General features: G+C 43.0%; 10 protein-coding genes. 5 read left to right on the top strand and 5 right to left on the bottom strand.

Annotated elements, in window-relative coordinates; genetic code table 11:
* Nucleotides 1–3: 3 nt before the first annotated feature.
* The 3 genes from FKX85_RS12115 to FKX85_RS12105 form a co-directional block, all read right to left on the bottom strand.
* Nucleotides 4–2,277 carry an aconitate hydratase gene (locus FKX85_RS12115; RefSeq protein WP_141614979.1) on the bottom strand — a complete coding sequence of 758 codons (2,274 nt, stop codon included), beginning with the start codon at nt 2,275–2,277 and terminating at the stop codon, nt 4–6.
* 363 nt (nt 2,278–2,640) lie between these two features.
* The gene (locus tag FKX85_RS12110; RefSeq protein WP_141614978.1) at nt 2,641–3,948 is read right to left on the bottom strand and encodes a TIGR00366 family protein; all 1,308 of its coding nucleotides are present in this window, start codon (nt 3,946–3,948) and stop codon (nt 2,641–2,643) included.
* A gap of 92 nt (nt 3,949–4,040) precedes the next feature.
* A complete protein-coding gene (locus FKX85_RS12105) occupies nt 4,041–5,057 on the bottom strand; it encodes an acyl-CoA reductase (RefSeq protein ID WP_141614977.1) in 1,017 nt (338 codons plus the stop codon).
* Between the two features lie 396 nt (nt 5,058–5,453).
* Between FKX85_RS12105 and FKX85_RS12100 the strand changes: the two genes are divergently transcribed.
* The 5 genes from FKX85_RS12100 to cas6 all read left to right on the top strand — a co-directional run bounded on the left by FKX85_RS12100 (nt 5,454) and on the right by cas6 (nt 9,643).
* Nucleotides 5,454–5,801 (top strand): 4Fe-4S binding protein, encoded by a 348-nt coding sequence (locus tag FKX85_RS12100; RefSeq protein ID WP_141614976.1) that lies wholly within the window; start codon nt 5,454–5,456, stop codon nt 5,799–5,801.
* Nucleotides 5,802–5,996: 195 nt separating this feature from the next.
* On the top strand, nt 5,997–6,335 hold the full coding sequence (locus FKX85_RS12095; protein ID WP_015266329.1) for a DUF3276 family protein: 339 nt from the start codon (nt 5,997–5,999) through the stop codon (nt 6,333–6,335).
* Between the two features lie 134 nt (nt 6,336–6,469).
* A complete protein-coding gene (locus FKX85_RS12090; RefSeq protein ID WP_141614975.1) occupies nt 6,470–7,552 on the top strand; it encodes an AI-2E family transporter in 1,083 nt (360 codons plus the stop codon).
* 14 nt (nt 7,553–7,566) lie between these two features.
* Nucleotides 7,567–8,664: a redox-regulated ATPase YchF gene (ychF, locus tag FKX85_RS12085; protein WP_141614974.1), complete on the top strand. Its 1,098-nt coding sequence runs from the start codon at nt 7,567–7,569 to the stop codon at nt 8,662–8,664.
* Nucleotides 8,665–8,776: 112 nt separating this feature from the next.
* On the top strand, nt 8,777–9,643 hold the full coding sequence (cas6, locus tag FKX85_RS12080; protein WP_141614973.1) for a CRISPR-associated endoribonuclease Cas6: 867 nt from the start codon (nt 8,777–8,779) through the stop codon (nt 9,641–9,643).
* Nucleotides 9,644–9,990: 347 nt separating this feature from the next.
* Here the strand turns inward: cas6 and FKX85_RS12075 are convergent, their stop codons facing one another.
* Together FKX85_RS12075 and FKX85_RS12070 are read right to left on the bottom strand one after the other, a co-directional pair.
* Nucleotides 9,991–11,256: a type IX secretion system plug protein gene (locus FKX85_RS12075; protein WP_141616784.1), complete on the bottom strand. Its 1,266-nt coding sequence runs from the start codon at nt 11,254–11,256 to the stop codon at nt 9,991–9,993.
* A gap of 103 nt (nt 11,257–11,359) precedes the next feature.
* On the bottom strand, nt 11,360–13,282 hold the full coding sequence (locus FKX85_RS12070) for an ABC-F family ATP-binding cassette domain-containing protein (RefSeq protein WP_141614972.1): 1,923 nt from the start codon (nt 13,280–13,282) through the stop codon (nt 11,360–11,362).
* Nucleotides 13,283–13,359: the final 77 nt, after the last annotated feature.

Below are 13,359 nucleotides of genomic sequence, written 5' to 3'. Positions count from 1 at the left end.
CAGTTACGCGTTTTTCTTTTGCTCTTCTTTGATCAAGTTAAGGGCAGAACCTGCTTTGAACCACTTAATTTGAGCGTCATTATAGCTATGGTTAGCTACGATCACATCCTTGGATCCATCTGCATGTACAAATTCCAAGGTCAAAGGTTTATCCGGAGCAAACTGATCCAAGTCAAGGAAGTTAATGGTGTCATCTTCTTGGATTTTGTCATAATCTGCCTCATTGTCAAATGTAAGGCCAAGCATCCCCTGCTTCTTCAAGTTGGTCTCATGAATACGGGCAAATGACTTCACCAATACTGCTTTCACTCCCAAATGCCTCGGCTCCATGGCAGCATGTTCTCTGGAAGAACCTTCTCCATAGTTATGGTCACCTACCACGATAGTAGGAATGCCTTCTGCTTTATAAGCTCGTTGTGTAGCAGGCACTGGACCGTATTCACCAGTCAGCTGGCTCTTCACGGAGTTTGTTTCCTCATTAAAGGCATTGACAGCACCGATCAGGCAGTTATCAGAGATATTGTCCAAGTGACCTCTAAACCTTAGCCATGGACCTGCCATAGAGATGTGGTCAGTAGTACACTTACCAAAGGCTTTGATCAAGAGCTTGGCTCCTGTAATATTTTTACCATCCCAAGGTTCGAATGGCGTCAGTAGCTGAAGACGCTTCGAGTCAGGACTTACTTTCACTTCTATTCCACTGCCATCTTTAGCAGGAGCCTGATAACCGTTATCCTCTACAGCAAAACCTTTTGCTGGAAGTTCCTCACCTTTTGGAGGATCTAGCTTCACCTCTTCACCGTTTGCATTGGTGAGTGTATCAGTGAGCGGGTTAAAGCCCAAGTCACCGGAAATGGCGATCGCTGCGACCATCTCGGGAGAAGTTACAAACGCGTGCGTATTTGGGTTACCATCTGCACGCTTGGAGAAGTTTCTGTTAAATGAGTGAACAATGGTGTTTTTCTCTTGCTTATCGGCACCAGTTCTAGCCCATTGCCCGATACAAGGGCCACAAGCGTTGGTAAATATAGTGGCATCAAGGTCCTCAAATATCTTAAGCATACCGTCTCTTTCGGCGGTAAACCTTACTTGCTCAGATCCTGGGTTGATACCAAAATCTGCTTTGGTTTTCAGCTTCTTGTCCACGGCCTGTTGGGCAATAGAAGACGCTCTTGACAAATCCTCATAGGAAGAGTTGGTACAAGAACCGATCAAGCCCCACTCCACTTTCGTAGGCCAGCCATTTTTCTCTGCTTCAGCCCTGATCTGAGATACAGGAGTAGCTCTGTCTGGCGTAAATGGCCCGTTGATATGTGGTTCCAAGGTGGAAAGATCTATTTCGATTACCTGGTCAAAATATTGCGCTGGATCAGCGTACACTTCGTCGTCACCAGTCAAATGCTCCTTCACCTCATTGGCAAGGTCTGCTACATCCGAACGATCAGTAGATCTCAGGTACCGCTCCATGGATTCATCATAACCGAAAGTGGAAGTGGTCGCTCCGATTTCAGCACCCATGTTACAGATAGTTCCTTTACCAGTAGCAGAAAGCGACTTGGCTCCTTCACCAAAATATTCCACGATACAGCCAGTACCACCTTTTACGGTCAAGATACCAGCCACTTTCAAGATTACGTCTTTTGCCGATGTCCAACCGTTCAATTTTCCGGTCAGCTTTACTCCGATCAATTTAGGAAACTTAAGTTCCCACGGCATTCCGGCCATCACATCCACTGCATCAGCACCACCTACACCAATCGCCACCATACCAAGTCCACCGGCATTTACGGTATGTGAGTCCGTACCGATCATCATTCCTCCTGGGAAGGCGTAGTTTTCCAAAACCACTTGGTGAATGATACCGGCCCCAGGTTTCCAGAAGCCGATGCCATATTTATTGGATACAGACTCTAAAAAGTTAAACACTTCCCCACTAGCAGTAAGCGAACTCCTCAAATCTTCTGCGGCACCTTTCTGTGCCAGGATCAAGTGATCACAGTGCGCCGTAGATGGCACAGCTACTTTCTCTTTTCCCGCTTGCATAAACTGCAAAAGCGCCATCTGTGCAGTTGCATCCTGCATCGCCACTCTATCTGGAGCAAAATCCACGTATGACTTTCCTCTCTCAAAGGCCTGCGTAGCATCTCCATCCCACAAATGAGCGTAAAGTATTTTTTCTGCTAAAGTCAGTGGTTTGCCCACTGTCTTTCTGGCAGCTGCGATACGCTCAGGGTACTTCGCATATACTGCCTTGATCATTTCTATATCAAATGCCATTTGAAATGAATTATTTTTAGTGATAACTTGATTTCATTTAAATCGTTGGCAAAGATACATTTTTAGGCGAAAAATAGAAGCAAAACCTAAGTAATGTTACTTATTTATAAGGGTTTAAAATAACCCTCAGACGGTTGCACAGGTTGATTTTACCAAGCAAATGGGTTGAAAACCAGCGAAAGTTAACCACCTTGGATGAGATCAATGGCCCAACCACCCCCAAAATGAACAGGAACCGATTACCCCGCTGCTCCAAGCATCTACTTGACGTAAAAACAGGAAAGCTTCACTATGTTCATACCCTTTATTTCTGCGCCGAAAAACCAATGGCAACAAAATTTCCTTTTCCCTAAAGCAACCTGATTAACCTAAAAACCAATAAATCCCCAACACAAAAACCATCATTCCGACAAGGAAGAAACAAGCTGTATATTTGAGCATTTCCCTTGGACTAATACCGGTAATGGCGAGCAAGGGCAATGCCCAAAATGGCTGGAGCATATTGGTAATCTCATCACCATAGGCCATCACCATGACCATTTCGGGAATAGAAAGGCCCATATCTTTGGCAGCGGCTACAATCACTGGCCCCTGGACAGCCCACTGCCCTCCACCAGAAGGCACAAACAAATTGATCAGTCCTGAACTGAAATACGCTAAAAGTGGAAATGTTTCCGGTGAACTTATTCGTACAAAATAATTGGCAACCAACACCAATAATCCCGAAGATTTAAACACTCCCAAGATCCCAGCATAAAACGGAAACTGAAGTACGATTCCCGTAGCTCCTTTCATGGCCTCAACAGTCGCCGCTACATAGCCCTTCAAGCTTTTGTGAAAAACCAATCCCAATCCAAAGAGCAGGAAGTTGATGTAATCTAAACTAATAAATCCCCAACCCTTAACGGGGATACTCACAAGGTCATATCCAGCGAGCAGACAAATCACTCCCCCAACTACCCAGCCCAGCTTATCTTTCCCCTCCGGAATCCGGTGTCCACCCTGTTCCAAGGGATATTTCGGGTTGAATTTTTTAATGCTGGCAAGCCAATACAAGAGCCCCAGCATAACCATGACAAGAAGGCCATTTAGCGTAATGTTAAAAGTACTCAGCACTGTTTCACTTACCGGGATCACGCCTATTTCCGCTTCCAAAAAATGACCGGACTCCGCTACCTTCAAAGGTGCCGAGCCTGAAAAACCACCATGCCAGATCATCATACCCAAGTAGCCCGAGGAGGCCACTAAAGGATAATTTATCGCTATACCTTTTCTCGAAGAGACCTCCCCCATCTTCCTGGCCAGCACAGCACCCAGGATCAACCCAAAACCCCAATTGAAGTATCCGGCTAACATGGTCACACCACCCGTCAGCATGACAGCATGGGTGTTGTTCTGGGCCAGACCGGCAATCTTGTCCAATAAACTGGCAATCGGCTTGGAGATGGCCAGTACATGACCAAACACCAATATTAGCACCATCTGAAGGGTAAAAGCCAACAGCCCCCAGAATCCATCCTTCCAATAACCAAGCACTTGAAAAGTATAATCACCCACCCCATGATCAGTTGGTCGCGTTTCCACTACGGCGAAAAAAATACTGCACACCGATAAGAGCAGTGCAAATCCAAAAGGAGTAGGAAAAGGAATCGTTGGGAATTTCTTTGTCAACGGAATTGGGTTTATGGTTAACTATTGACTTCTAAGCGCTAGCCCAATCCAATATAACAAAACTTCTGGAGCGCATAAACTACACCCACACTTTAGCTCAATCGTTGTAGAAAGGCCATCGTATCTACATGATCAGCATAATCGTCGATTGCAGGCTGCTGCGCTTCACCAAATGCCACGCTTGACGGGTACCACCGCCCCCTACTGACAATGCACTGGATTTTTTCAGACTGGCTTTCCAGCAATTCTTTGAGTTTTTCTGGATCATCATAGGTTTCATAATATAGTACCGCCACTGGAGAAACCAATTCTTCACTTTGCTTGCACAGCAAAAAGCCATTGTCCAAGTGCTCATCGCCATTTATCAAATAAATGGATTTGTTGTACTCATAATTATTAAGGTATTTGTGGTGGCTGAACACAAAATTATACCCTTCTATTGCTGTTAAAAAATCCTTGAGCTGCCTTTGTTCTCGCACATAAACCTTGGACACATTTCTACAGCCCAGACCGAAGTATTGAAAAATATCCTTGGCCAGCTCCCGGTAATCTTCGGCTGTTTCACTGCCATCAAAGACCGCCACTGATGTTCGGTTTTTTCGGATCACGCTAGGATACTTACCAAAATAATAGTTAAAATACCTTGCAGAATTGTCACTGCCCGTAGCGATGTAAGCATCTTTGGCCTTTAACATCTCCTCCATGACCACTTGCCCTGCAAAGGCTGGAGCGATCTCCACCAATTCCCTGACAAGCCATTTGATCAACACCTCATCAGCAGAACTCAATTTCACATGTGCTATATGCCCCGAAACCAATACCATCATCAGGTCGTGGAAACCTACTGCCGGAATATTCCCGGCCATCATTACGCCAACGCTTTTCGGCTTTTTCACTGCCGGAAGGTCGTACCTACCGATCCATGACTTCACCTTCTCTTCATCAAGCATGGTCACCAATCCCTGCAAGGCTAGCTTTACATGATCTGGAGTAAACCAGCTGTTATTGTTCTCTACGCTAAATGCCAGCTCTTCAAATTCGGCATCCGATAATCGGTCAATCCGCCTGCCTAGCGCCACAAAGGCATCTATTCTCTCCTGAAGTGTCATGAAATATCGATTTATGATTAAAGGCACAAAGATACCTATTTTGGATGTAATGCAGAATAATCCTTCCTGCTAAAATAAACCAGTGCATTAATCAGAAACATTGTTTGTTTTTCCGGTCACTATTTATATACTGTACTAAAATAGTTGAATACACCAAAAACAAGTAACTCAATCTAGTCACTACCCTTTAATATCGCTTCGTTTTGGCAAGGACTAAAAATAATCCTATAAACTTGGTAAGAAAAAGAACCATTATTATCCTAAACGGGTTAGGGTAGTGAAATTCGAAACAATAACATAGATTCATTATAAATTATTCAGCGTAGCAATATTTGTATTGGTATATTGTTATATGCTTCTTAATTTTGAATTTGTAATTATAAAAAGGAGATTGTAATGGCAATAATGATAACTGATGAATGCATCAACTGTGGTGCATGCGAGCCTGAATGCCCAAATACAGCCATCTATGAAGGTGGACTAGAGTGGACTTGGGGCGGAGGTACTGAGCTTAAGGAAGTGAAGACAGAAGACGGATCAGTGGTAGATGCAGACGAACCCCAAGAGCCTGTTTCTGATGAATTTTACTACATCGTCACCGGAAAATGCACTGAATGTACTGGTTTTCACGAAGAACCACAATGTGCAGCTGTATGTCCCGTAGACTGCTGTGTTGATGATCCTGATCATCCAGAGTCTGAAGAAGAGTTACTAGAAAAGAAACAATTCCTACACGCAGAATAAACCAAAGAGTGGCAAAAGCCACTCTTTTAATTTTTACTGTTTACTCAAAAAATTTATTGATTTTTAACCGTTTAGATAAAAAAATCCACTCTATTTGAAAAAAAACCTCCAAAGACCTTGATATTAAATCACGAATTGATTTAACTTGTCCTTCGTATTAAAATCCTTGATTCAAGTAATTTAAAATTTTGGAAAGTGGAAGAGCATAAAGGAAACGACAGAGAGGAAATTTTCTCAAGAAAAGTAAAAGCTGGAAAAAGAACTTACTTTTTTGACGTAAAATCAACAAGATCAAACGATTATTACCTGACCATCACTGAAAGTAAGCGAAAAATTCGTGATGATAATTTCGTTTACGAAAAGCACAAAATCTTTCTATACAAAGAAGATTTTGCCAAGTTCGTTGATGCGTTGCAGGACACCGTGGATCACGTCAAAAATGAATTGATGGCCGACTTTGACTTCTCCCAATATGAAGTAGAAGCCGAGACCAGTTCCGAAGATAAATTCGGTGAAGATTTAAAGTGGGATTAATTCCTGCTTAAAAGAACCATTGAGATTGAACCTTTACCATGGCTAAGCTCTTTTTTTAGTAGAGCGGCTCACTTTATGTAAAATTCTTTTTGCACAAAGTAGTATGGGTTCAATCTCTTTTTTATTTTTATGGTATGCAGAAACTGATCATTTCCGTCCTGGCCTTTACCATCATCCTTCTATTACTGGGCTGGTACTTTTCTAACATTGCATTTTACCTGATCATCTCGTTGGTTATAGCTGCAGCCCTACGACCAATGACCAACCGAATCAACAGTGTTCACGTGTTCGGTCACCACATCCCACGATGGATGGCAATCCTTTGCTCCTTCGCAACCATTGGTATGGTACTGTTTCTGATCACATTGCTGTTTATCCCGCTGATCATCGATCAGGTTGAAATCATTCAAAATGTAGACATTGAATTTCTCTACGAACAGATCCAACGCCCTATCAATAAAGTGGAAGGTTTCCTGATAAGACTGAATCTATTAAGCAATAACCCAGGTCATCTATTTGAACAAGTAAAAGACACCATCCTTTCCAGTATCCGGGAAATCAATTTCCAGGGCTTTATCAACAGCCTGATAAATACCACGAGTACACTTTTGATCACCATACTGGCAGTGGTCTTCATTTCGTTCTTTTTGTTATTGGAAAATGGATTATTGCGAAGAAACATCATCAATTTGGTCCCGAACAAGTACTTTGAACTTTCTGTGGCCACCTTTCACAAAGTAGAACGGCTCCTTTCCAATTACCTGGTGGGGTTGCTCGTTCAAATGAGTGCCATATTCACCATCGCCTCCACTGGACTGGCGATCGTCGGAGTGGATTACGCCCTTACCATCGGTGTTTTCGCGGCAGTGGCAAACCTCATCCCCTACGCAGGACCTATGCTGGGCGCTACATTTGGCGTGATTGTGGGCCTTATTACAGGTGATTTTATCGGCACAGAGGAAATGCCCTTCTTTATTTTGAAGATTTTGGCTGTCTTTTCGGTGGTACAACTTACAGATAATATCCTTTTACAACCCTTAATTTTCTCGAAATCCGTAAAAGCGCATCCACTTGAAATATTTGTTATTATCTTTGCAGGTGCAAAAGTCGGTGGGGTGATCGGCATGGTACTTGCCATCCCAATTTATACGATTTTCAGGGTTTCTGTACAGGAGTTCTACAAAGGATATAAGGAGTACCGCATATTTAAAATATAATAGCTAAAAATTAAATGGCATTACAGTGTGGCATCGTTGGCTTGCCCAACGTCGGAAAATCAACATTATTCAATGCACTATCCAGTGCAAAGGCAGAAGCGGCAAACTTCCCTTTCTGTACCATCGAACCTAATGTAGGTGTTGTTACCGTACCTGATCATAGACTAAAGGTATTGGAAGGATTGGTAAATCCGGAAAGGGTGATGCCCACCGTCATTGAATTTGTGGATATCGCGGGACTGGTAAAAGGAGCCAGTAAAGGAGAAGGATTAGGTAATAAGTTCCTTGCCAATATCCGCGAAGTGGATGCCATCGTCCACGTAATCCGATGCTTCAATGACGATAATGTGGTCCATGTGGCAGGAAAAGTTGACCCAATATTTGACAAAGAGGTAATAGATACCGAACTTCAGTTAAAAGATCTTGAATCTGTTGATAAAAAGATTTTGAGGATCGAAAAAATCGCCAAATCAGGTGATGCGAAAGCCAAGAAAGAGCTGGAAATCCTAAAGGTGTTCAAGGCCGGACTTGAAGCAGGAAAAAATGCAAGGGCAATCGATGTGGAGAAGGAAGACCTTGAAGCGGTCAGGGACATCCATCTACTGACGATCAAACCAGTGCTGTATGTGGCCAATGTAGATGAAGGCAGCATACAAAGTGGAAACGAACATGTAGAGCAACTCAAGGAAAACGTGAAGGATGAAAACGCAGAAGTGATCATGCTTTGTGCTGCTATCGAATCGCAAATCGCAGAATTTGAAGATTTGGAAGAAAAACAGCTGTTTTTGGGTGAGTATGGCCTGGAAGAAAGCGGGCTCAACAGACTTATCAAAGCTGCCTATGATTTACTTGACTTGATTACCTATTTTACTGCCGGCAAACAGGAAGTTAGAGCTTGGACCATTAAAAAAGGATGGAAAGCACCTGCCGCCGCTGGTGTAATCCATACCGATTTTGAGCGTGGATTCATCAAAGCGGAGGTCATTAAGTTACCGGATTATGAAACTTTCAAAACTGAAGCTGCTTGTCGTGAAAACGGAAAAACAGCCATTGAAGGCAAAGAATACGTGGTTAAAGACGGTGACATTATGCATTTTAGGTTTAATGTTTAAGATATATTGAAATTTTATTATAATTTTGCGAATGAATTGGTTATTATATCGTTATAGATATACGAAGAGGATTAAAGATTAATTTATTGTTTAACATTTCATTTTTAATGCCGTGAGAATTAGATTAATATTTTCGTTAAAGAACAAAGGCGCTTATTTACCCTTTCATCACCAATACATTTTGGCCCAGTTTCTTAAAGGTCTGATTGTAAAAGGTGGTCGTGAAGAGTTTTTCAACTACAATTACTTCAACTTCTCTGGTCTTAAAGGCCAGACCAAAGTAAGTAGAAGTGGCCTGCATTATTACTCAAGCTTAGTTACCTTAGTGCTTTCATCACCCAATGAAGACTTTCTTGACTATCTGCTAGAGCAAGTATTCAAAACGCCAAAAATTGAGTTAGGAAATCTCATCATCTCCCCTGAGTACACAGAAAAAGAATCTGAGCCGGAATTGGAAGCTTCAAACAAATTTGTTTGTATCTCTCCATTGGTGCTCTTGACTCCTACGTTTGATGATGATTCCGGTAAAAGGTTCATCAACCCAGACACGGACGAGTTTTCGGATTTGTTATACGAATCTACCTTGACCCGAATGGAGCGATCAGGATGGTATAGCCAGGAACAAATGGAATCTTTCTATAAATTCCAGGTAGTACCCGACATGAATTATGTAAATAAGCTGAAGGAACAGCAAAAGAAATTTGCTCGGATTTACTCCGTGTACGACATGGACGTAAAGTATGAAGTAAGAGGCTACACCCTGCCTTTCACGCTTTATGCTGCACATGAAGTACAGGATTTCGTGTTTAAATGTGGACTGGGAGCTTTTACGCATAAAGGCTTCGGAATGCTGGATCTGGCCAACAACTCACCGAGTCAACGCACAGAACCTTATAAGTTCAAAAGGGAAGGATTTGTTCCTTACAAGTCCCGACAGCAAGACCAGTCTCGTTCAACAGATGAAGACGAACAAGAGTAGAACATCGAAAAGCCCGGCCAGTACTGCCGGGCTTTTTTTTTATTTTTCACTTTCCAAATCATTGGCATCCGAGTTAAGTTTTTGCCTTTGAAGAAAATTCGTCAAAATCTACCCCTAAATCCCCTAAAGGGGACTTTCTGATCATTCCTTCAGAGGACGGGGTGGTTTCAGGAAATCAAAAAAATCTTTTCTCCTTTCGTTTAAACCTACTTTTTAGCGTAGGTGAAATTTTGTCGGGTGAAAGCAAAAAAAATCAGCGGATATCTTCCCTATCTGCGTCATCAGCGTGCCATCAAAACGGTTCCGCAGCCCATAAAAACACAGGCCAGAAATTGATGCGTATTTTCTCAAAACCTCCGCTTATTGGCATTTATGGCCGTATACCCAATCAGTTCGTCATACCGAGAGCCAAAATCCCTATAATACACCAAAACGTCATACTCATTCTCTGTCTGGAAATGGCTTCCTTCCATGAAGGCAGTATTCCACTTCCCCTCCTTTTTTACCGCTATCTGATAATCGTACCAACCTTGTTTCAACAACAAAGATGTGCGATAATCACCGCTAGAGGCATTCTTGGTCATTATAGCCTGCGCAGATTGTCCCCAATTGGTCAGTGCCCCAAAGATAAAAGGCTCTCCGGCTACCTCTCCCATATCAGCCCGAAAGGTCACCAGCACATATTCACTTTCCAGTTTGGGATTTCCCCGTTCTTGGTTTTCGACCACATACTGGCCGTTTAGGTCCAGGTATTCAAGATAGCTCGTGGTACTCCTTGGTTCATTGATCGCTGTGGAAGCGTATACCACATCATCTTTCATATCCACCGAAACGATATTTCTTCCTGTAGTCCTGACATACCGTAAATCTATAAACCGAAACTCATTGCCTGCCTCGAAGATATTCTCTCCCGCAAAGAACCGGTATTCCAGCTGACTCTTGTCATGACGGATGAATGATGGCTTTCCTCCCACTTTCGCATTGTCCCATCGTTGGTTTTGGCGCACCACGACTTGTACATTCTCAAGGGGATTTTTGAGTTCTCTGGCACCGTAATTTACTAAAACATCAATCTGCTGCCCACTCATCCTGTCTTCACTCATCGTGGGAGGCAACAGCTGCACACCCACTTTTGCCTGATCCTGATACACCATAAACCGACGTGTGATGATCACTTCGTCCTCGTTTCTTCCTCTGTATACCTTCAGGATATAATTTCCGGATTTGGTCACTTGGGGAACAGGAAAAGTAAAGTGCACATAGGGCACTCTGGTGTTTATAGAATAATCATACTCGGTAATGTTAAATTCATTAAAACGCGACAGGTAATCAGCCGCCTTAAGCCCTGAGGGTGTCCAGTCCGCATCACAATGGATCAAAGTGGCCGAATAGCGATCAGGCTCATAAGCAAGGTCATCAAACTCCAATATCAGCCCTCCACTCCCCAAAGCAATCACGGGTGCATTCATTTGGGCAGACATATTACCGCCACTGCGGTAAAGCTGTACCGTCTGGATATTTTCTTCAAATACTTTATTGCCCAACACCTCTTGGCCAAATACCACTATCGGAAAAAAGCTAACGAACCAAAATAATACGGTCAATATTCGCATAGTCAACTTGGTAATTTTCATAATCAAAGAGCAAGATAAAAAATAATGCCAAATCTGCTATATCGCAGATCTGGCATTTCATTTTTAACACATATTAATTTGTTCAGGAAGCGGCCTCCTGGAGTTCCTGTACTTCCTCCGCCAACTGCTCCCAACTTAAAGTAAGTCTTTGCTCTTTCCCCCTCAATTCCTCATATGCTTTGTTCACCTGTTGCGATTCTGCTTCATCTTGGAAAACCGCCGGATCGGCAAGTCGCTTCTCCAGTGCGGCTTTTTCCTCTTCCAGTTTCATGATTTGGCCTTCTACTTCCTCTAGTTCACGTTCCTTTTTCTTTAGGTCCTTTTTGGCCTGATTCACTTCACCATCATTCCGAGCAGGCTTTGGCTTGGCCACTTTTTCCTTTTTGGGAGCTGTAGCAACACCCTTTTCTTCCTGCTGCGACCTCCAAAACATGTATTCACCGTAGGTACCAGGGTACTCCTTGATTTCATGGTCCTCGATATACCAAATTTTATTGGCCACGCCCTTGATGAAATGCCGATCGTGGGAAACCGTAATGAATGTCCCCTCATACTGCTCTAGTGCCTGGATCAGGATATTGACGGATTGCATATCCAAGTGGTTTGTAGGCTCATCCAGCAAAAGGAAATTAGCTTCCGAAATCAAGGTCTTGGCCAATGCCACCCGTGATTTTTCACCTCCAGATAAGACCTTTACCTTTTTGAACACATCGTCATTGGTAAACAAGAAGCAGCCCAGCACATTTCTGAGTTCGGTTTCTGTTTTGTCACTTCCTGCCTGCACCATCTCCTGCAGGATTTCATTATTGACATTTAGGGCCTCCAATTGGTGCTGTGCAAAAAAGGACTTGACCACATTATACCCCTCTTGCCTTTCGCCATTGATCTTTTCAGAACCATCTATGATTCGAAGCAATGTCGACTTGCCTTTCCCATTGGCACCGATTAGGGCTATCTTATCGCCACGCTCGATTCTAGCAGAGGTGTTTTGTAGAATATTGATGTCGCCATAAGCCTTGGACACTTGGTCCAAGGTCACCACATCCCTTCCAGATTGCTTGGAAAACTTAAATTTAAAATTCACAGCGATATTGTCACTGACCACCTCATTGACCCGATCCATTCTTTCCAACGCCTTGACACGGGACTGCACCTGGTTGGATTTGGAAGCTTTGGCACGAAAACGCTCAATAAAACGCTCGGTGTCTTTGATCATCTTTTGTTGGTTCTCGTAAGCATTTTGCTGAATTTCTTCCCGCTCGACCTTCTCTTCCTTATAAAAGGAATAATTCCCAGCATATGGTGTTAATGACTGCCGTGACACCTCTACAGTGGTCTCAATGCAGTTATCAAGAAAAGTCTGGTCGTGGGATACCACGATCACCGCTCCTTCATAAGTCTTCAGGTAATTTTCGACCCACTGGATAGAAGGCAGGTCTAGGTGGTTGGTTGGCTCATCGAGCATTAACAATGAAGGCCTTTCCAACAGTAATTTTGCAAGCATCACACGCATTCGCCAACCTCCCGAAAAGGTTCTTAACGGCCTTCCCAAGTCACCGGTAGCAAACCCGATGCCCTCTAACACTTCCTCTGCCTTAGCCTTAATGGTATATCCCTCATTGGCTTCGAACCGCTCCTGCAAATGGGCCAGTTTATTAATGATTTCTTCTGAATAATCTGTTTCCATCTGCTTTAACACAGCATCTATCTCCGCCTGCAAGCCCAACGTCTCCTTAAAAGCTTCCAAGGCCACCTCCAAGATACTATCATCAGACTGATAGGACAAAAGGTCCTGATTCAGAAAGCCAATGGTGCAATCTTTCGCTTTTTGGATCTCACCTTTACTGGGTTGATAATCACCGTTGATAATTTTGAGCAAAGTAGACTTACCGGTCCCGTTGAGGCCAACTAAGCCAATTTTGTCTTTTGGTTTGACATGAAGGGAAGCATTCTCATATAATGCCCTCCCACCGATGTAATAGGATAAATTATTGATGGATAACATGCTGCAAAAATAAGGATTCTCCCGCTTATAAATCATAATGATGAAAAAATTCAGCTTTTTCTTAACTTTAAGAATTA

Origin of the sequence: Echinicola soli, assembly GCF_006575665.1 — a bacterium.
In the GTDB taxonomy this organism is placed as follows: Bacteria; Bacteroidota; Bacteroidia; order Cytophagales; family Cyclobacteriaceae; genus Echinicola; species Echinicola soli.
Note: the sequence above shows the minus strand (reverse complement) of the source record. Positions and strands in the feature narration are given on the sequence as shown.